General features: G+C 45.1%; 19 protein-coding genes. 15 read left to right on the top strand and 4 right to left on the bottom strand.

The genetic code is table 11. The features are described from left to right. The 4 genes from B3Z75_RS13705 to B3Z75_RS13690 all read left to right on the top strand — a co-directional run. Positions 1-1,738 (top strand): RagB/SusD family nutrient uptake outer membrane protein (locus B3Z75_RS13705; RefSeq protein ID WP_294072929.1); only part of this gene is annotated, 1,738 nt, incomplete at its 5' end. A 65-nt stretch (positions 1,739-1,803) separates the two neighbouring features. Beyond that, positions 1,804-2,769, top strand: a complete 966-nt coding sequence (locus B3Z75_RS13700; RefSeq protein ID WP_294072926.1) for a metallophosphoesterase family protein — start codon at positions 1,804-1,806, stop codon at positions 2,767-2,769. A 150-nt stretch (positions 2,770-2,919) separates the two neighbouring features. Continuing rightward, entirely contained in the window at positions 2,920-4,107 is a 1,188-nt protein-coding gene (locus B3Z75_RS13695) for a uracil-xanthine permease family protein (RefSeq protein ID WP_294072923.1), read from the top strand. 523 nt (positions 4,108-4,630) lie between these two features. Beyond that, positions 4,631-4,930, top strand: a complete 300-nt coding sequence (locus tag B3Z75_RS13690) for a hypothetical protein (protein WP_294072920.1) — start codon at positions 4,631-4,633, stop codon at positions 4,928-4,930. A 145-nt stretch (positions 4,931-5,075) separates the two neighbouring features. Here B3Z75_RS13690 and gpmA read toward each other — a convergent pair whose 3' ends face one another. Both gpmA and B3Z75_RS13680 read right to left on the bottom strand, forming a co-directional pair. Beyond that, the gene (gpmA, locus tag B3Z75_RS13685) at positions 5,076-5,825 is read right to left on the bottom strand and encodes a 2,3-diphosphoglycerate-dependent phosphoglycerate mutase (RefSeq protein ID WP_294072917.1); all 750 of its coding nucleotides are present in this window, start codon (positions 5,823-5,825) and stop codon (positions 5,076-5,078) included. A gap of 66 nt (positions 5,826-5,891) precedes the next feature. Continuing rightward, positions 5,892-7,298 carry an MATE family efflux transporter gene (locus B3Z75_RS13680; protein WP_414702906.1) on the bottom strand — a complete coding sequence of 469 codons (1,407 nt, stop codon included), beginning with the start codon at positions 7,296-7,298 and terminating at the stop codon, positions 5,892-5,894. 207 nt (positions 7,299-7,505) lie between these two features. Here B3Z75_RS13680 and B3Z75_RS13675 point away from each other — a divergent pair, with 207 nt between their 5' ends. From B3Z75_RS13675 to B3Z75_RS13625, 11 genes are all read left to right on the top strand, one after another. Continuing rightward, on the top strand, positions 7,506-8,795 hold the full coding sequence (locus tag B3Z75_RS13675) for a DUF2851 family protein (protein ID WP_294072912.1): 1,290 nt from the start codon (positions 7,506-7,508) through the stop codon (positions 8,793-8,795). Positions 8,796-9,001: 206 nt separating this feature from the next. Then, positions 9,002-10,978 carry an Ig-like domain-containing protein gene (locus B3Z75_RS13670; protein ID WP_294072909.1) on the top strand — a complete coding sequence of 659 codons (1,977 nt, stop codon included), beginning with the start codon at positions 9,002-9,004 and terminating at the stop codon, positions 10,976-10,978. A gap of 33 nt (positions 10,979-11,011) precedes the next feature. Then, entirely contained in the window at positions 11,012-11,812 is an 801-nt protein-coding gene (locus B3Z75_RS13665) for a DUF3108 domain-containing protein (RefSeq protein WP_294072906.1), read from the top strand. 50 nt (positions 11,813-11,862) lie between these two features. After that, entirely contained in the window at positions 11,863-12,273 is a 411-nt protein-coding gene (locus B3Z75_RS13660) for a putative quinol monooxygenase (protein WP_294072903.1), read from the top strand. Between the two features lie 115 nt (positions 12,274-12,388). Continuing rightward, positions 12,389-13,024 (top strand): redox-sensing transcriptional repressor Rex, encoded by a 636-nt coding sequence (locus B3Z75_RS13655; protein ID WP_294072900.1) that lies wholly within the window; start codon positions 12,389-12,391, stop codon positions 13,022-13,024. Further along, the gene (locus B3Z75_RS13650) at positions 13,021-13,635 is read left to right on the top strand and encodes a fumarylacetoacetate hydrolase family protein (protein WP_294072896.1); all 615 of its coding nucleotides are present in this window, start codon (positions 13,021-13,023) and stop codon (positions 13,633-13,635) included. Before B3Z75_RS13655 ends, B3Z75_RS13650 begins: the two co-directional genes overlap by 4 nt. A 36-nt stretch (positions 13,636-13,671) precedes the next feature. After that, entirely contained in the window at positions 13,672-14,832 is a 1,161-nt protein-coding gene (porV, locus tag B3Z75_RS13645) for a type IX secretion system outer membrane channel protein PorV (RefSeq protein ID WP_294072893.1), read from the top strand. A gap of 2 nt (positions 14,833-14,834) precedes the next feature. Continuing rightward, the gene (gene ispF, locus B3Z75_RS13640; protein ID WP_294072891.1) at positions 14,835-15,314 is read left to right on the top strand and encodes a 2-C-methyl-D-erythritol 2,4-cyclodiphosphate synthase; all 480 of its coding nucleotides are present in this window, start codon (positions 14,835-14,837) and stop codon (positions 15,312-15,314) included. A 7-nt stretch (positions 15,315-15,321) separates the two neighbouring features. Continuing rightward, positions 15,322-16,020, top strand: coding sequence for a hypothetical protein (locus B3Z75_RS13635; RefSeq protein ID WP_294072888.1), 699 nt, complete (start codon positions 15,322-15,324; stop codon positions 16,018-16,020). Between the two features lie 83 nt (positions 16,021-16,103). Continuing rightward, complete coding sequence (locus B3Z75_RS13630; protein WP_294072885.1) at positions 16,104-16,664, top strand: cob(I)yrinic acid a,c-diamide adenosyltransferase; 561 nt, start codon at positions 16,104-16,106, stop codon at positions 16,662-16,664. A 58-nt stretch (positions 16,665-16,722) separates the two neighbouring features. Next, positions 16,723-16,944, top strand: coding sequence for a DUF2795 domain-containing protein (locus tag B3Z75_RS13625; protein ID WP_294072882.1), 222 nt, complete (start codon positions 16,723-16,725; stop codon positions 16,942-16,944). A gap of 77 nt (positions 16,945-17,021) precedes the next feature. Here B3Z75_RS13625 and trxA read toward each other — a convergent pair whose 3' ends face one another. Beyond that, entirely contained in the window at positions 17,022-17,336 is a 315-nt protein-coding gene (gene trxA / locus B3Z75_RS13620) for a thioredoxin (protein WP_294072879.1), read from the bottom strand. A 24-nt stretch (positions 17,337-17,360) separates the two neighbouring features. Further along, positions 17,361-21,101: a DNA polymerase III subunit alpha gene (gene dnaE, locus B3Z75_RS13615; RefSeq protein ID WP_294072876.1), complete on the bottom strand. Its 3,741-nt coding sequence runs from the start codon at positions 21,099-21,101 to the stop codon at positions 17,361-17,363. Positions 21,102-21,256: the final 155 nt, after the last annotated feature.

Genomic DNA, 21,256 nt, shown 5'->3' with positions numbered 1-21,256 from the left:
ATTATTACCAATAGTTATTATCGGACTTCTTATTACAAGTTGTGATTTGGATAGATTCCCTTTGAATGGACCAACTACGGGTACCTTTCCCGCATCGGAAGATGAAGCAGTAATGGGGCTTTTGGCCGCATACAAAGGTCTCACTGAGCCAGATGCAGCAAGCACACACTATCTGCATGTTATGGATAATATTTCAGATATAGGATATGCAAGACCCGGGAATAATTATACATCTCCGATAACAAGTTCGTTAACTACGAACAATGCACTCGCTATAAAACCATGGAAAGTACATTACAGGAATATAGCAAGAGTTCACACTGTACTTGATAATCTTGAAAACATAAAAGATCACATTCAGGAAGATAACTATTTACAGATTGAAGCCGAACTTCGTTTTATACGTGCCTATTGTTATTCTAAACTGATAGAGTATTATGGTGATGTACCTTTGGTCCTTGAATCTCTGGGTCTAGACAATGCTACATTACCCAAAAACTCTAAACAAGATATCCAAAAATGGATTATTGATGAGATGACGGCAATAGCGGATAATTTACCTGTTTCACAAGCAGCAAGTGGTAATGTTAGAGCCAGTAGTATTGCAGCTTATATGCTTAAGGCACGTGTTGCTCTTTATAGTAAACAATATGAAACTTCTGCAGCTGCTGCATTAAAGGCTATAGAATTATCTAATGGGGTTCATGAATTAACTCCTTACAACAATTCAATCAATTTCACTAATAAATCACATGAAGTGGGCGAGCCTGATCCTACAAACATATTTGGTTATGAGGGTTATAAAACAAGTAAAGAGTGGATTTGGATTACTGAATATAATCAGGCAATTGCAGGTAATACCCATAATCAGGGGTATTATATGGCATCCCGTCTTGGGAAAGGTGCAGCTTATTGGGGCCCAACTCAAAATCTTATCGATTCGTACCAGTGTATAGATGGCTTACCCATCACTGAGTCTCCATTGTATGATGAAAACGATCCTTTCGTGAATAGAGATCCGCGTCTTGATATGTATAGTGCCCGACCTGGTTCACGACTGATGGGATTTCAATTTGAAATAAATAAAAGTTTTACTCGGGTTTATAACTATTGGCCGATAATAAATGGTACAAGCGCAACTCCATCGCTTGTCGCCAACACTGATGCAACAAATGCATATCGGTCGTTTAGTGGATATTACTGGAGGAAACATGCCGACATTAAAGATTATGAGACTAATTCCTCCAGAGGAGTTTCGGATATGAATGTGGGCATACTTCGCTATGCTGAATTACTCCTTATCTATGCCGAAGCAAAAATTGAATCAAATAAAATCGATCAAACTGTGTACGATGCTTTGAATCAGATTCGCCATCGGGCTGGAATGCCTGCATTGTCTAAAGGATTATCTCAAGGAGAATTACGGAAAGCGCTACGATATGAACGTAAAATAGAATTATCAGATGAAGGGTTGCGATGGTATGATCTGCGCAGATGGGATATTGCCCCTGATGTTATGAACGGTTATTTATATCTTAATCGTGCAGGAAATGCATGGCCGCTGAGTGTTATTGCTGGCTTTGATGAAAATCACAATCCAATCTATAACCACGATGAGGCTATAAAATATTTCAACACTCAGGAGGTTGTTTTTAAAGAAAACAAAGATGAATACTGGCCTATACCTCAACAGGAGATTGATGCTAATCCAAAATTAACTCAGAATCCCGGCTATTGATAATCCTCAATCCCTATTCATTTGCTTGAAGAATAGTCTTATATAAAATGAAAAATATTTTTAATATGAGAAGAAAATTTCTACAGACAAGTATATTATTGGTGTTATGCATGATATTTAGTAGTATCGCAGCATTATCACAAAATGATACACTTTCTTTTCTGCATATAACTGATGCTCACTTGATGTTTAATTTAGAGAATTATGATCCCCAAATTGTTCATCACCGTGAGTATACCAGACTCTATAAAGAGGCGAACACAATGTTTGCAGAGTTTATGGAAACAATCCCAGATAATACAGGAAGTGACATGATTATAGCTTCAGGAGATGTGATTGATTTCTATGATGCAAAGACATCCGAAGGCAATACGCTGGCATATCAGATTGAACTCTTTACTCGATATTTGGACCGGTATCATTATCCTTTCTTTATGACATTGGGGAATCATGAAATCTTTTCTTACAGATGGGGAGAAGAAAGAGTAATTCCCGACCAACTGAAAGCAGGTGAAGCAAAAGCTGCCTGGATAAGGAATATGGATGTTTTTCGTGATGGAACCTATTATAGCAGGACCTTCGAGGTCGGCAGTGCAAATTACAGACTCATTTTTCTTGACAACAGTTATTATCAGTTCAATAAGGAAGAAAATGTGGTTAATCCCCATATTGATAAACCTCAACTCCACTGGCTGAAGTCCGAGCTGGCTGCATCGGAGGCGAATAATCAAAATGTTATCATCCTTATGCATATTCCTTTTTCAGATAAATCGGTGCAGCCAGAATCTGAGAACGAACTTTACAAAACAGTAACAGATAGTTCTGTCGTAAAGTTAATATTGTCTGGCCATCATCATAGGGATGTTGTGAAATGTTTTCCTACAAAAGGTGGAGGTGAGGTTATTCAGGTGGAAACCAGCGCATTGGTGAACTCTTCGAAGAATTGGAGGTTAGTACAACTGACGGAAAATCAACTCTCTGTTTCTTTCACGGGAAAAATAGAGAGTGAGATTGTGTTGCCATTAAAATGAGAATAACTAAAATATCGTACCTTGTCTGTTTTTTTGTGGCTTATGTTTCATCTTTTCAACGAAAGAATTTTTATAATTTATTCCATAACGATGTGGTGAAATCGTTGTGAGGATATTATCTTTGCAATCGAACTCAATTTTAACAGTTGAATGGAAAGCAAACAGCTCACTCCGGCATACAAGACGATCGTCGGTGTTCAATTTCTTTTTGTCGCATTTGGTGCCACAGTGCTGGTGCCGTTGCTTGTTGGACTCGATCCTTCCACAGCCTTGTTTACAGCGGGTGTTGGAACATTGGTATTTCATCTGGTAACGAAAGGAATGGTCCCGATATTTTTGGGTAGTAGCTTTGCCTTTATTGCTCCCATTGTAAAAGCAACAGAATTGTATGGCCTCCCCGGAACATTATCGGGATTGGCTGCCGTGGGGCTGGTCTATTTCCTGATGAGTGCACTCGTGAAATGGCAGGGAGTGAGACTGATCAAACGCCTTTTCCCACCGGTAGTGATTGGCCCGGTAATTATGCTTATCGGTCTGTCGCTTGCAGGAACCGGTGTGGATATGGCTGAGGAGGACTGGCTGTTGGCTGCTGTTTCACTTGTAACCGCGATTGTTGTGAGTATGCTTGCCAAAGGATTACTGAAGCTGATCCCGATATTTGCAGGGATCGTTGTTGGTTATCTTGTCGCCCTGCTTCTGGGTAAAGTTGAATTGTCCGGCATAGCCGAAGCATCCTGGTTTAGTCTGCCTCAATTTGTGAAACCTGAATTTTCGTGGGGAGCCGTATTGTTCATGATTCCGGTTGCCATTGCGCCTGTGATTGAACATGTGGGCGATGTGTACGCCGTCAGCCAGGTAGCCGGCAAGGATTTTGTACGGACCCCCGGACTGCACCGCACCATGCTGGGCGACGGCATTGCTTGTATTATTGCCGGTTTAATAGGGGGACCTCCTGTTACAACCTATTCGGAGGTTACAGGAGCTATGGTATTGACAAAGGTGACCGATCCGGTGGTGATCCGTATCGCCGCAATAACCGGGATTCTTTTCTCTCTGGTGGGTAAAGTAAGTGCATTTCTGAAGTCCATACCCGGGGCCGTGCTTGGAGGAATCATGCTTCTCCTTTTCGGTATGATAGCCGCCACTGGGGTAAACAACATGGTACAGAATAAAACAGATATGGGCAATACCCGCAACCTGATTATCGTTTCTCTTGTCCTGACAACAGGCATCGGGGGGGCAGTACTTCGCGTTGGAAGCATCAGCATGACGGGAATAGGCCTTTCGGCGCTGATTGGAGTAATTCTGAATCTGATATTGCCTCAAACCAAGAAGTAAAATCGGATTCCCTGATAGTATCACTGCAGGGCAGGCCCTTTTCTGCAAGACTGACTGTGTTGTTTTTTTAAATGAATGGGGTATTTCACTCAATTAACGACTGGCTTACTTATTTTGATAAGTGAAAATTACAGTATTCACTAATTGGTTGACAATCTACGCGTATGGAGTGGATGAGCGATGCGTAAAAATATATTAACGAAAAGTAAAAAACAGAAACTTATTTTGTATATTTGCAATATGTTAGTTTTGTTGATCGGAAATTCACCTGTCGGTGAATAACAAATGGCAGCGTGGTTTTGCAAATACACGATTTATTCGGGAGTAGTCTATTTTGCAGCATCTCAGTCAAGTAGTGAGTGGTTTGTTAACATTTTGATGGTTTTTGGTTGGAAAGAGGTTCATGTATGCCGGGAGATAAGTGATAGAATAGTTTTTGATGTCAAACGTTCATCGGAATTTTATATTCTGCATTCAGTAATCATCTTGGATATTTGGTATATAAAAATCAAAAAATCAAATCATGAAAAAACCTCCGGAAATAAAAATTAATAAATTTCAACTGGCAGTATTGCTCGACAAAGTTAATAAAGAGTTTTACCACTTTGTGATTGCAAACAGTGTTTACTGCTCAAACTGCAATGCTATTGCAGTGGAAGGAATAGAGGTAGATGAGGTATTCCTGACCGATTTGAATGATATTAAGGTGCGCGGCAGATGCAGGGTTTGCAACGGAGAGGTTGCACGGCTTTTTGAATTTGGAAAAGATAGGGAGTTTTATGATAAAGCAAATAAGTTAAGGGATTTATCTTCTCTTACGTAGTATGCTAATCTATCCGGCTAAGTTGTTGCCATTGACTGCGGCAGTGAAAATACGGGATCGGCGAGTTATTAAATTCAATAAAAACGTTGGGCTGGATTGTTTTGTGGCCCAACGTTTTTGTATCATCAACAGGAAACTTTTTGGTTTACTTTGCTTTTCCCTGATTGGCAACAGCTTCCATTAGTTTTCTGATCTCTTCGGGATCGCCGAGAAAGTAATCTTTCTGCAAGTTCATTTCGTCGTCGAATTCAAATACATAGGGAACCGCCGTCGGCAGGTTGAGACTCACAATCTCCTCGTCGGAGATGTTCTTCAAATGCTTGATAATACCTCGAAGGCTGTTGCCATGTGCAGCCACAATTGTTTCGTTGTATTTGGTCTTCATTTCCGGAACAATAACGTCGTTCCAATATGGCAGAATGCGCTCTACGGTATCTTTCAATGCTTCGGTGAGCGGCAGGTCGTTTTCACTCACTCCCTTGTAACGTGGATCCTGAAAGGGAGAGCGTTCGTCCTCTTTTTCGAGTGGCAACGGCGGTACATCGTAGCTACGTCGCCAGATGAGCACTTGTTCGTCGCCATACTTGGCAGCTGTTTCAGCCTTATTCAGTCCCTGCAGCATGCCGTAATGCTTTTCGTTCAGCCGCCAGGTTTTTTCCACCGGGATCCAGTCAAGATCCATCTCGTCAAGCACTACATTCAATGTTTTTACCGCTCTCTTCAGATAGGAAGTATACGCTTTTTCAAACTGGAAACCCTCTTTTTTCAGGTATTTGCCTGCTTTGTGGGCTTCCTCAATCCCTTTCTCGGTGAGGTCTACATCTGTCCAGCCTGTAAAACGGTTCTCCTTGTTCCAGGCACTCTCGCCGTGGCGAATTAAGACTACTTTTTTCATACACTGTTTTTAATATGATGGTAAATTGTGAATATCCTAATTAATTACATATCGGTTTGTACAAAACTACATAAAATCGCTTAAAGTAGAACTATCGGCTGACATTTTTCTTGCTGTCTCCCGGGTCTCCATCCGCTTGAGATGGCGCAACTGGATCGAAAGCAGGTAGAGTGATAGCAAAGCTGCCAGGGTGTCGGAAACGGGCATTGCGATCCACAATCCGTCCAGTCCCCAGTGACGGGGAAAAAGGATAATGCCCGGGATAAGAAATATCAGCTGACGGCTCAGGCTCTGTATGATGGATTTGGCAGCGAAGCCGATGCTCTGGAAGAAACTGGAGGATACAATCTGAAAGCCTACCAGGGGCAGTGCTGCTATAGCAATGCGGATACCTCTTCCGGTGATACTCAGTAGCTCGCTGTCGGAGGTGAATGCAGCGGCAAAGACTCCCGGAAAAAATACGCCAATCAGAAAGCCGGCAACAGTGATCAGCAAGGCTATCTTCAACGAATATAAAAGTGTCTCGCGTACTCTTTTGTAGTTGGCTGCTCCGTAGTTATAGCCTATGATTGGTTGCGTGCCCTGGTTGAGCCCCATGATCACCATCAGGAAGATCATCAGCACGGTGTTGATGATACCGTAGGCTCCTACCGCCAGGTCTCCTCCGTAATGCAAGAGGGAGGTATTCATTAGCACTGCCACACCGGAAGCTGCTACCTGCATGCTGAAAGGCGACATCCCGATGGAAACGATGGAGGCAATGATCTTCTTGTTGAGGCGGATATTTTTCCAACGCAGACGGATCAGGCTGCTCTCCTGCAAAAAATGATGCATTACAAACAGCATTCCGATAAACATGGAAATCACGGTAGCCCATGCTACACCCTTAATCCCCAGATCAAAGCCATACAAAAAAACCGGCGTGAGGATAATACTGAAAACGGCGCCGATGAGCATGGTGATCATCGCTTTCTTCGGATATCCCGAAGAACGCATCATCGCATTGAAATTATAACAAAGGCTCACAAATACATTTCCAAGCAGTACAATTTGCAGATAATCTCGTGCATAGGGGAGTGTGAGTTCGCTGGCTCCGAATGCCCGTAAAATGGGATCGAGGTATATCATGAAAAGGGTGATGAAGATGGCATTCAGAATTACTGTCAGAAGCAGTGAGTTGCCCAGTATCTTTTCCGATGTTTCCTTGTCTCTTTTTCCCAGACTGATGGAGATGCGGGCTGCCGCACCGGAGCCTACAAGCATGCCCAGCGAGGAGGTAAGATTCATTACGGGGAAGGTGATGGCCAACCCTGAAATTGCCAGTGCTCCGACACCCTGCCCGATAAAAATGCGCCCTATCACGTTGTACAAGGCGGTGACCACCGTCCCTACAATGCCCGGAAGCGCGTAATCCCAGACAAGTTTACTGATCTTTTTTGTCTGGAATTCAAGTTCTTTGTTTGTTTGCAAAATGGATGTAATGTAATAACCTTTTATCTTGTAGTCCTTTCCGGATACAATGGGTTTACTTGCTGTGAGTAAACCGTACCCGGAAATGACAAACTTTGCAAAGTTAGTGAAAATCCAGCATATCTGCCGATATTTTGCAATGACTTTTAAGACAGCATGTTTGCTGTTTTGGATAATTAATTTTATTTTTGGATTTTAAACCTGAAAATGATGGGTACCAAAGAAGAACTCTTGCATTATGTGTGGAAGTACAAACTCTTGCCCCCGTCGTCACTCAAAACGATAGAGGGGCAAAAGGTGGAGGTGATTGACCCTGGTATGCACAACAGCGATGCCGGCCCTGACTTCTTTAATGCGAAGGTGAAAATTGGGGATAAAGTATGGGCTGGTAATGTGGAGATTCATCGTTCTTCCGATGAATGGGTGAAGCATGGGCATCAAAATGATAAAGCATATAATTCCGTCATTTTACATCTTTCAGAGAGAGTGAATGCCCTGGTGACGAACCAAAGAGGGTTGCGAATACCACAGTGCCTGATCATCGTACCGGAGAATATTCGCAACAATGCAGATTACCTCCTGTTTAGCCGTAGTCAAATTCCCTGTAAGAAGTTCCTTTCTACCCTGCCTGTGCCTATGTTGTCTTCCTATCTCAGCGCACTCTCTGTGGAGCGACTGGAGCGGAAAATAAACGACATCTATGTTCATCTGGAGCGGTTCAGTCACTCCTGGGATGAAGTATTTTATGTGCTGTTGACGCGCAATTTCGGCTTTGGGCTAAATACTGTTGAATTTGAGAATCTTGCCTTGTCGCTTCCTTTCAGATACATACTGCGGCACAACGACAATCTTTTTCAGGTAGAGGCACTGATGTTTGGGCAGGCAGGAATGTTGGAAGATGATAGGCTGGATGACAACTACTACAATCGGTTACAAAAGGAATATTCTTTTCTGAAAGCTAAATACAAACTGAAAAACAGGCAGGGGTTTCTTTTGAAAAGTATGAGAGCTCGTCCCCGGTCATTTCCACAGATACGCATTGCACAGCTGGCAGCACTGTTACAACAGTCGGGCCGTCTCTTCTCTCTTATCCTGGAAAATGAAGAGCTTCATCAGCTTCGTGCACTTTTTCAAGCTGATCCTTCCGATTATTGGAAGACGCACTACAGTTTCGGGAAAACATCTCCGAAATCCGGGAAGCAGCTGGGCAAGGCTTCGCAGAATATCCTGCTCATCAACACGGTTGCGCCTCTGTTATTTGCTTACGGAAAGAAAACAGACACTACGACATATTGTGACAGGGCTATTCATCTGTTGGAGTCGATGAAGCCGGAAAGGAACAATGTTGTAGACGAATTTGCCGGAACAGGGATTGTTCCCAGGCATGCCCTTGACTCCCAGGCGCTAATCCAGCTGCGTAAAGAGTATTGCGATACCCGAAAATGTCTCTATTGCCGAATAGGACACAGGTTGCTCACAACAGTCCATGACGGCAAGTAAACTCGCTTTCGATTCATTGCTTGTCGAAAATAGCTCAAATGTTTCATTTTGGTCAATTTCTCGTAACGGCAAAATGTAAATAAATTTATCTTCTGCTCGTTACTTAACGAAATCGTTGTACTTTTGCACAGTGAAACAGGAACATGCATTCTGAAGAGCACATTCACTTAAAAGGCATTCAGAGATGTTCGTTCAAAATCGGTAACATGCAGAATAAAATTATATCACTGTTTTCTTTTCTCTTTCTGGCGGTATTGGGCATTGTTTTGTTTCAGTCCTGCGCAAACATGGCAGCTCCAACGGGAGGAGCCTACGATGTGGATCCTCCTAAAGTGAGACGCGCTACGCCTGACTTTCATTCGCTGAATACTACTCCTTCGAGGATTGAGATTGAGTTTGATGAAAATATCAAGATCAAATCGCCTGCAGAGAAGGTGATCATTACCCCACCTCAACAAACTATGCCGGTGATACGGTCGGTCGGGAAAAAGGCAGTAGTGGAGCTGAAAGACGAGCTGTTGCCCAATACGACCTATACCATCGACTTTACCGATGCCATTGCCGATAACAACGAAGAGAATCCCATAGAAAATTTTGTTTTTTCCTTCTCTACGGGTAGTCAGCTTGATACCCTCTCCATCTCCGGAAAAGTGCTTACTGCGCAAAATCTTGAACCAGTACCGGGAACCTACGTGGGAATTCATTCCAATTTCGATGATACGGTATTTACCCGTGTACCCTTCGAGCGCATATCGCGTACCGACTCAAGGGGTAATTTCACGGTACGGGGGATGGCCCCCGGGAAGTATAAGGTGTTTGCTCTGGGCGACCTGAACAGGGATTACAAATATGATAATCCGCAGGAAACCATCGCCTTTCTCGATTCCATTGTCGTCCCCACCACCATGCCTGCCGTACGGCAGGATACGGTGTTTGTGGACAGCCTTACCATCGATACAATCCGCACTATCCAATATACCCGTTTTTTGCCGGACGACCTGTTGTTGCGATCTTTTCAATCAGATTTCCAGCGACAATATCTGCAAAAACATGAACGAACCGAACCGCATAAGCTTACACTGCTTTTTGCCGCTCCCACGGAAATGCCCGTCTTCAGCCTGTTGCAGCCTGAGGTGACACGCGACGACTGGTATGTGATGGAGCGGAGTGCCAAAAACGATACGTTGATGCTCTGGATTACCGACTCTCTCATTTATCAGCAGGATTCCATCAGGATGAAAATCAATTATATCCGTACCGACTCTCTCAATCGGAATTATACCGAAACCGATACGCTCAGTTTCAATATCCGTAAATCGGCACGCGACAGGCGCGCGGAAAAAAAGAACGAAGGCAAGGAAGAAGGCGATAAGGAAAAAGAGATCCGATTTCTGGGAATCAACAGCAATGTGCAGTCCACTTTTGAATTATACAGCCCTCTGAGAATTGAGTTTGAGCAGCCTGTGGTGCGCTTCGATTCCTCTTATGTGCAGCTGATGATCGCAGTTGACTCTTTGTTTGAGCCTGTCCCGTTCCGTGTGGAACCCGACTCGCTGAATCCCCGGAAAGTGACCCTGAGACCTCGTTGGGAACCCGGAGGAAAATATACGTTGACGGTTGACTCGGCCGTTCTAATCAGTCATTATGGACTTTGGAACAATAAGTACGAGCAGTCGTTTACGGTGAAGCCCTTGGATCAGTACGGCAATCTCGAAATAAGCATCAGCGGTTTACCCGAAGGCAAGGCGGCTTTTGTGGAACTGTTGGACAAGTCGGATAAACCATTTCGAAAAAGCCACGTCAAAAGAAACGTGGCAAGATTTCAGGACCTTCCTCCGGGTGAGATCTACGCACGGCTGGTAGTTGACGAAAACGGAGATGGGTTATGGACGACCGGTAATTATGAAGAAAATCGACAACCTGAAGAGGTCTTTTATTATCCGGGTAAATGGTTGATCCGTGCTTATTCCGATCATATGGAAGAATGGCAATTAGATGCTGTTCCGGTGATACGCCAAAAGCCTCTGGAAATTACGAAGAACAAACCGGAAGAGAAAAAACGAAGAGATCTGAACAGGGAGAGAGAAAACCAGAAACAAAACCAGCAGAACTCACCCTTCGGTTTAGGAGGAAACCGCGGAGGAGGTGCTTCCGGTATGCAACAAATGGGAGGAATGCGATAGCTGCTGAAAATGGTTCACTAAAAAAAAATGAAAATGCAAAAAAAATATTTGATTCTATCAACCCTATTACTTTCTTTTTTGAGTTTACAGTGCGCAAATGCACAGTGTAAGCTTACAAATACTGCTTTCACGAGCGGAGAAAGTATCCAGTACGATCTCTATTTCAGCTATGGTATCCTCAATGCCCGGGCAGGTAGAGGGTCGCTTTCGGTTACGGAAGCCAGCTACCGGGGAGAGAATGCTTACAAGACCGTGATGATGCTCAACACGTCCGGGCTGGCGGGCAGCCTGTATACGGTACACGATACACTTACGTCGTACATCGATCATAACCTGCGTCCTTTGCTTTTTACAAAAGAAGCATTTGAAGGAAAAGACTACTCCGTGGAGCGGCAGGCATTTACCTACAAGGGTAATGAAATTAGTATCCGCGCGCTCCGCAACTGGAATGGGAAAGAACTTTTTGATGAGGTGGTTACGACAAGTCAGTGTACCTATGACTACCTCTCGGTGATCTCTTATGTTCGGAACCTGGATTATACAGGCATGAAGCCGGGTGACAGGCATTTTATACAGTTTATTTCAGGCAGAAGGCCTGTGGATATGTACGTGAATTATCTGGGAACGTCATTGATAAAAGCAAATAACGGTAAAACCTATGAAGTGATGAACATCTCCATGACCATTCACGACGATGCTTTCACCAACCCAAAAGAATCGCTCAGGGCATCGCTGACAAACGATAAGAATCGCATTCCCGTGATTATCAACACCAACCTTAAGATCGGTTCTGTGAGGGCAGTCTTGCAGGAGGTTGCGGGAATGAGACACTGATTTTAAATGGACGTTCATTCGTGTAGCACATTTTATTAATTATTCATTGTATGAGGAAACAAGCTGTACTTTTTTGCATGGTGATGAGTTTAGCCCTCATGGGCTATATTACACAGGGGAAGGCGCAAAATGCGGAAGGTCCCTATGTGCTTATTATGGAGTTCTCTTTCGATGAACAGAATGTAGACAGCGCCATTGACCTTCTTCTTGAAGTGCAGGCGCTTACACTCGAGCAGGAAGAGGGTTGTCTGATTTATGACGTGCTGTTGAGCGAAGATGACCCCAATACCGTCTTTCTTTATGAAAGCTATGATAGCGCAGCTGCCTATAAAGTGCATGAAAACAGCGCTTACTACAAATCAATCGTGGTGAAAAAACTTACCCCGCTGATAAAAAAAACGAAGAAAGTAAAAGTGATCCCATTGAATCTTCAGGGGGATTTGTTGGATGAAGAACTATAAATCTCTCTGAATGGGATATAATTAAAGAAATTTGTCTTTATATAGAGTTTAAAATTCCCAAAAATCTCCGAAAAGAACGTATCTTTGTGTACGTTATCGTTAATTATGCAAAGGTATGTCCGTTCAGACTGATTCTGCTAAAATACCTGAGCCGGCGCTCAGAAGACTCCCCTGGTACTTGTCGTATGTGAAATTACTGAAAAGTCAGGGGGAAACCATTGTATCATCCACCCAAATAGCAAAGAAGATCGATGTCTCTGCATCCCAGATCGCGAAAGATTTATCTTACGTCGATGTTAACGGGAAAACAAGAGTAGGATATGACATCGACGATCTGATCTCGGTACTTGAGACCTTTCTTGGATTTACACAAACACACAGAGCGGTATTATTCGGTGTCGGCAGCCTGGGGGCAGCTTTGCTATCCGACTCGGGCCTCGAGCAATACGGACTAAAGATTATTGCCGGTTTTGATGTGAAATCATCTATAGTTAATCAGAAAGTACACAATATCCCCGTTTTTCATACCAACGAGTTTTTTGAGAAAAATGAGAAAATTAAAGCAGAGATAGGCGTCCTGACAGTCCCGCCGGGCTATGCCCAGGACGTATCCGATTTCATGATTCGTGGAGGTATCAAGGGAATCTGGAATTTTACTCCGTTCAGAGTCCGCGTGCCCGAAGGTGTTGTCTTGCAAAACACCTCACTCTATGCTCATCTTGCAGTGATGTTCAATCGTTTACGTCCATGAAGATTTTTGCTATCGGTCTTAATTACGCGTCGCATAACGAAGAGATGAAGCGTACGTTTGAGAGCGAAGAGCCGGTGCTCTTTATGAAACCCGATACAGCACTGTTAAAAGGGGGAAAGCCTTTTTATCTGCCCGATTTCTCGGAGGAAATACATTACGAAACAGAGCTGGTGGTTAAAATATGCCGGTTGGGGAAAAATATTGCGGAACGCTTTGCAGAACGTTACTATGATGAGGTTACAGTAGGAATTGATTTTACAGCCCGCGACCTGCAACGCAAGCAAAAAGAGCGTGGATTGCCCTGGGAGATCGCTAAATCCTTTGATAATTCAGCCGCAATTGGCACCTTTGTCCCAAAAGATGAAGTGCCCGATATGCTCAATGTTGATTTTCATCTTGACATCAATGGTAAAACTGTGCAGCAGGGTAATTCAGGGGATATGATCTATTCGGTGAATAAGATTATTTCCTATGTCAGCCGTTTCTTTACATTGAAAATAGGTGATCTGATTTTTACCGGTACTCCCGCCGGCATTGGACCGGTGAAAATAGATGACCATTTAAAGGGATATATCGGGAATAGAAAACTGTTGGACTTCAGGGTGAAATAGAATTGCCCTGCAATAAAGCAATAAATCGATATCAAAATGAACAAAGCAAAATGCACGTTTCTGTGCTTCAGCCTTTCTATGGTATGGGGTTTTGCTGTGCTCGCACAGGATTACAATCCCATACCGGTAGCCATGCCCTCTCTGCAGTTTGCCCCCGACGCAAGAGGAGGAGGAATGGGCGATGTGGGTGTGGCGACCATGCCCGATGTCTATTCCCAGCACTGGAATGCGGCCAAATACCCTTTTATCTCCACCAACGGCGGTGTCTCTTTTTCTTATACGCCGTGGCTGAGCAAGCTGGTGAGCGACATACACCTGCTCTATGCGTCCGGATATTGGAAGTTGGGCAATGACAACCTCGATGCTCTCAGTGCTTCGGTGCGTTATTTCTCCTTGGGCAATATCGACATAGCCGATATGAGCGGTGAATTCTGGCAGAGTGTCTCACCACATGAATTTGCTTTCGATCTGGCATATTCACGCAAACTCACAAAGACTTTTGCCGGCGCTGTAACGCTCAGATACCTCAGGGCTGACTACTCCACCGGAAATGACGAAACAACCCCTGGCAACGCTTTCGCGGCTGACCTCGCTGGTTACAACGAATCCTATCTCTATTTGGGCCGTTCGGAGATGCTGCTGGGTCTTGGCTTTAATCTTTCCAATATCGGCACTAAAATCTCTTACGACGGCGGTGTCAGCTCTTTTTTTCTCCCTGCAAACATGCGACTGGGAGCTTCTCTCGGATATCCAGTAGATGATAAAAATACACTCTCTGTCAGCCTTGATCTTAATAAACTGCTCGTTCCCACACCACAGCTGCCCAGGGAAGGAGAGTCGGCGGAAGAAGCACAACAGCGTATCGACGACTATCGGGGTATCTCTTCGATTGCCGGCATCTTTAGCTCCTTTGGCGATGCGCCGGGCGGTTTCGAGGAAGAAATGCAGGAGATCATGTGGTCCCTGGGAGTGGAGTATACTTATAACAATCAATTTTCAGTAAGAACCGGATATTACAACGAAAGCGAATACAAGGGCAACCGGCAATATTTTACATTTGGAGCCGGTTTCAGGATGAAGACTTTTCAGATTGATGCAGCCTACCTGATCTCTACAGCACAGTCGAACCCGCTGGATCAAACCCTGCGTCTCTCTTTGGGATTTGACATTGAGGGAATCAGAAACTTAATGCGATAATTATGAATATAAGGGTTGGCTTCGGGTATGATATGCACCGCTTTGCGGAGGGACGTGAACTTTGGATTGGCGGGGTCCAGCTTGATTATACGCTGGGATTACTTGGACATTCAGATGCAGATGTGCTCATTCACGCTATTTGCGATGCACTTCTGGGTGCAGCCAATCTGCGGGATATCGGATATCATTTTCCGGATACTTCATGCGAGTTTAAAGATGCAGACAGCAAGCTCCTGCTGAATAAATGTATCTCTTTGTTGCGCAGTAAAGGTTATCGGGTGGAAAATATTGATGCCACCGTATGCGCAGAGCTGCCAAGACTGAACCCTCATATCCCCGCCATGCAGCAAAAGCTGGCCGAAATTATGGACCTCGACAGTGATGCCATTTCCATTAAAGCAACCACTTCCGAAAAAATGGGTTTTGTGGGCCGTGGGGAAGGTATCACGGCATACGCTGTAGCGTTAATCGTAAAAAGATAGCATCGCAATGTGGCGCTCCAGATGGTGGCTTCGACTGAGACAATCACGGGGATACGGTATTCATTCGCCGTTTGCATATGACTTGATCACCAATGTGATATACGCCCGGTACGATTATTACGCTTTTTACGATATCGCACAATCACTGAGAAAGAATGGTCTTCACGATGATGCAACAGCTGCTTTTAATCGCCTTTCATTCCGACTGATCAATCATTTCAACGCAAAGCATATCCTTGAAGTAAACTCCGGCAAGGGGGTGAATACATGTTATCTTACGGCACCCGCATCCGATATTTGGTGTACATGCGTTGAGAAGGAGGGCGAAAAGGTTGCTGTAGCGAAAAAACTTCATTCAACCGCTGGCTGCTGCGAGTATGTGACTACACTGCCACCCTCCGGATCGGTGAAATATGACGCAATCTTTATCAACCTGAAAGAAAGAGAAGTGGTTCAAGGAGCGACTGCCGGACAAAAGATGCAGGATGAAATTGACGTGCAAGAGTACCTCTCTATTGAGACCCTGCTCCCGTTCAGTCATGAAAAGACATTCTGGGTCATTCATTCTTTAAAAAGCCGGAGGAGCAAACATTTTTGGTCTGCTATCGTTAAAGATGAACGCTTCAGCGTCACATTCGACATCATGAAAAAGGTGGGTATTGCTTTTTTGAGACCCTCCTTCCATAAGGTGCATTATTTTGTGTAGTGAGCTTAAGCGATAAACATTGTTTGTGGCATAGCCCAAAATGGACTGTACAGCCGCATACTGACAACTAATGATCGACAATTATGAAAAAAAGTATCGTCTATACAAAGACCGGTGATAAAGGTACTACGTCGCTCGTAGGAGGTACACGGGTGCGTAAAACGCATCTCCGCCTTGAGGCATACGGTACCATCGATGAGCTGAACAGCTTTACCGGTTGGTTGAACTGTGAGATTAAAGAGGAGATGCATCGTGATTTCCTGCTCTTCATTCAGCACAAACTCTTTGCTGTGGGATCTTTCCTGGCTACTGAGACCGAAAGGATACAACCCAAGGCTGCCAGTGTCATTACCGGCAAGGATATTGAGCGGATTGAAGCGCAGATTGATCAGATTGATGCAGCGTTGCCTCGTCTGAACCAATTTGTACTGCCGGGTGGCAACGAAATTGCTTCCCGAGCTCACATCTGCCGCACGGTCACCCGCAGGGCCGAGCGTATTGTTTACCGCGTAGCAGAAGACTTCCCTGTTTCCGAGAACATAGTTATCTTTCTCAATCGGCTGTCAGACTACTTTTTTGTGCTTGCACGACAGGAAAGCCACAAAACATCGGAAGAAATATATTGGGAACAGGGCGATATATAAAAACTTTTTATACATTTGCGGAAAATATGAAACGAACAACTAAAGAAAGGATTTTTCAATGTATTGGACACTAGAACTTGCATCGAAGCTAGAGGATGCTCCTTGGCCCGCTACAAAGGATGAATTGATCGATTATGCCCAGCGTTCGGGCGCACCACTGGAGGTTATAGAAAATCTGCAGGAGATAGAGGAAGAAGGTGAAATTTTTGAATCGATAGAAGATATCTGGCCGGATTACCCGAGTAAGGAAGATTTCTTTTTTAACGAAGACGAGTACTAAAGCGAGCATCCCATAAAAAAAGCATCCCCGACTAAAACTTTGAGTGAGGGGATGCTGTTTTTTTTCCTACAAGGCAATCAGATCAGCTTGTCGATTTTGTCGGTGAACAGGGTCTTGGCGCCTGCTCCCACGACTTTATCGACCACCTCTCCATTTTTAATGAAGAGTACGGTGGGTATGTTTCGGATTCCATATCTTGAAGTGGTGTCGTCGTTGTTGTCTACATCCAGCTTTCCTACAACCACTTTGTCTTTATATTCTTCGCTGATTTGGTCGATGATTGGTCCCACCATCTTGCAGGGACCACACCACTCCGCCCAGAAGTCAATAACTACCAGTTTGTCTGTTTGCAACACCTCATTAATGGTTGCATCTGTAATTTGAAGCGCCATATTTGTCTGTTTTAATTATGTAATTTAATTGATTTTAAAGTCGATAAGTAGATTGTCCTTCAGATAGTCTATGAATTGCTTGTTCACTTGAATCCTTGCGGGACGTGAAAAAAGCTGCAAGTGCATATGGGACTCTTCTCCGATAATCTGGAAGTATAACAATGAATTTCCGGAATTGTTTTTCACCAAAGCTGATAATTCTGCTACCGTGGTGTCATCTAATTCGGTAAGTGGAATTTGCAGGGTGATTTTCGAAACAAGCTTATCCCTCATCTCCGACAACAATCCAATGGAAGTGATTTTCACCTCAAGCTCTTCCTGTCGGTAACGTTTGGGTTGTACCCTTGCCTGTATATACACTGAGAGCCCTATGCGTGCATATCTGCCAAAGTTGACGCTGTCTTCGCTGAAGAGCGCAATTTCATAGCTGCCAGCGTAATCTTCGATCTTGAAGATCGTATAGGGGGAGCCTCTTTTGGTTTGTCCTTCCCGCACGGCTGTAATGATTCCACCAAACGAGATATCCAGCCCGTTCAGTGTATCCAGGTCCTGAAGTTGCAGCGTGTCGGCATTGCATACATATTTCAGGATGAATTCATAATCGTCCAGCGGATGTGCCGACAGATAGATGCCGATCAGTTCACGCTCTTTGTTCAGTCTTTCCAGATCTGACCAGCGTTGTGCCTGTGGTATCTCGGGGCGGGCAATCTGGAACGATGTGTCGTCGCCAAACAGGGACGTTACCGACGCCTGTTTGTCTTGCTGGAACTTGTTTCCGTAGCGGATGAGTGTTTCCAGAAATTCTTCTCCCTTGCCATTTGTTGCGAAGAATTGTTCCCGATAGATGCCCGGCAGCGAGTCGAAAGCCCCCGAAAGTGCCAGTGCTTCGATGTTTTTTTTGTTGCAGGAGGAAAGATTCACCCTTTCCACGAAGTCAAATATATCGGCGAAGGGGCCGTTTTGGGTTCTTTCCTCTATGATATCCGTCACAGCACCCTGTCCCACACTCTTGATGGCAGCAAGGCCGAAACGTACATCGCCTGCTTTGTTTACCGAGAATTTCAGGAACGATTCGTTGACGTCGGGACAAAGCACGTTCATCCCCATTGCCTTGCACTCATCCATGAACTTGGTGATCTCGGTGATGTTGTTCAGGTTGTTGGAGAGTACAGCAGCCATATATTCCGATGGGTAATTGGCTTTTAGCCAGGCTGTCTGGTAGGCGACCCAGGAGTAACAGGTGGCGTGAGATTTATTGAAGGCGTAGGATGCGAATTTTTCCCAGTCGGCCCATATTTTATTGAGTATCTTTTCTTCGTAGCCGTTTTTCTTTCCTCCCGTAAGGAATTTTTCTTTCAGGGCATTCATCTTGTCGATCATCTTCTTCCCCATCGCCTTGCGCAACTCATCCGATTGTCCACGGGTGAAGTCGGCCAGCAGGCGGGAGAGAAGCATCACCTGCTCCTGATAAACCGTGATGCCGTAAGTCTCGCTCAGGTACTTCTCCATGATGGGTAGATCGTACCTGATCTCCTCTTTGCCTTGTTTGCGCGCGATAAACGAGGGGATATAATCCATCGGCCCCGGCCGGTAAAGCGCATTCATCGCTATGAGGTCCTCAAATTTACTGGGCTGTAGCTCCTTGAGATATTTCTGCATGCCGGCCGACTCAAACTGGAAGGTGCCGGTGGTCTGTCCGTTACAATAAAGGTTGTAGGTAGCTGCATCGTTCATGTCGATGGCATCGATATCTACCTTGATGCCCCGGGTTAGTTCGATGTTGGTAATTGCATCCTTGATGATGGAGAGGGTTTTGAGGCCCAGGAAGTCCATTTTAATCAATCCCGTTTCCTCAATTACCGAGCCCTCATATTGTGTGACCAGCATTTTTTCTTTGGTCTCCTTATCCTCGGCCGTACTGATGGGGACCACATCGGAGATGTCGGTCTGGCCGATGATCACACCACAGGCATGCACGCCGGTATTCCGCACGTTCCCTTCCAGCATGGCCGCGTATTTGATTGTATCTTTCACCAGGGGATCGCTGCTGTTGGCTGCCTCCTGCAGTTCCGGCACATGCTCGATGGCTGTTTTTAGCGTGATCTTCTTCACGTTCGGAATCCTGTCGGGGACAAGCTTCGCCAGGCGGTTCGACTCAGAGAGCGGTAGCTTGTGTACCCGTGCCACATCCTTGATCGAAGATTTTGTGGCCATGGTGCCGTAGGTGATGATGTGTGCCACCTTTTCGTTGCCATATTTCTCGGTTACCCAGCGAAGCACTTTGCCGCGTCCTTCGTCGTCGAAGTCGATGTCGATATCGGGCATCGAAATACGGTCCGGGTTCAGAAAACGTTCAAACAGCAGGTCATATTTTAATGGATCTATGTCGGTGATGCCCAGACAATAAGCCGCTGCCGATCCTGCTGCCGATCCGCGACCGGGACCCACTGCCACATCCATCCCTCGGGCTGCACTGATGAAGTCCTGCACGATGAGAAAGTAACCGGGAAACCCCATGTTCTTGATGGTGTCCAGTTCAAACTTTAACCGGTCGATGATCTCCTCATCGAGTTCCTCCCCATACCGTTTATGTGCCCCTATCTTGGTGAGGTGCGTAAGGTAGTCCGCCTCAAGCTTCACCCGGATCACCTTGTCGTAATCGCCCAGACGATGAAATGTTTCCTCACCAAACTCTTCAATCAGCTTCTCTTCAGGATATTTCTGTTTGTACGATTCTTCGGTACCGAAGGCGGGGTCAATGGGGTAGAAGGGCATTAGCGGAGAGTGATCTATCGTGTAGAACTCTACTTTGTCCGCTACTTCAAGCGTATTGGTCAGTGCTTCGGGAATATCGGAAAAGATGCGATTCATCTCCTCCGTAGTTTTTAGCCACTCCTGCTTGGTATACCGCATCCTGTCGGGATCATCGAAATCTTTCCCCGTACTCAGGCATATCAACCGGTCGTGTGCGTCGGCATCTTCCTCATTCACAAAGTGCACATCGTTGGTGGCGATCAGCTTCACGTCGTACTTCCTTGCTATGCGTATCAGTTCTTTGTTTACCCTTTCCTGCTTGGGATAGGTAGTCTGGTCCGCATCCGTGCGATCTGTTTTGTGGCGCTGTATCTCCAGGTAGTAATCGTCGCCGAATATTTTTTTATACCACTGCACGGCTTCTTCAGCCTCTTTGATTTGTTCGCTGTCCACCTTTCTCGATATCTCTCCTCCCAGGCAGGCCGAAGAGATAATCAGTCCCTCCCTGTATTGTTCGAGGAGTTCCTTGTCGATACGGGGACGGTAGTAAAAACCTTCTGTCCAGCTCTTGGAGACAATCTTGATGAGATTCTTATAACCCTGCAGGTTTTTTGCCAGCACCACCAGGTGCCATCCGCTGCCGTCAATCTTATCGTTTTGCTGAAACCGGTCCCTCCGAGCCAGGTAGCACTCGCACCCCACAATCGGTTTAAAAAGTTTTTTTTCGGTTTCGGCCAGCCTGTTCCGGAGCAGCTGCAGTTGATCGCCAGCCTCCCCGTTCTCCAGTTTCTGTATCTCGGCTTTCAGCTTGCGGATCTCTGCATTGGCGGGTGCATTTTTTTTCTGTGTATAATTGAGGAACTCTTTGATGCCATACATGGCGCCATGGTCGGTGAGCGCAATTGCCTTCATCCCGTCGCCGGAAGCTTTGTCTACCAGCCGCTGAATGCTGGCCTGCCCGTCGAGGAGTGAGTATTGTGAGTGGACGTGTAAATGTACAAATGGGTGCATGTTTGTTGAGTCAGATTTTTTGGATCTGCGTACGGCAAATATACGGAAAATACAGCCAAGGTTGATGTAGTTATTGTTATAAGTTATCAACCGGTGATGCTATCTATCAAAAAAAGAGATGTTTCAATATGGAGATGTTTCCACAAAAAAACCGG

This window comes from Proteiniphilum sp. UBA1028, assembly GCF_002316955.1.
In the GTDB taxonomy this organism is placed as follows: Bacteria; Bacteroidota; Bacteroidia; order Bacteroidales; family Dysgonomonadaceae; genus Proteiniphilum.
Note: the sequence above shows the minus strand (reverse complement) of the source record. Positions and strands in the feature narration are given on the sequence as shown.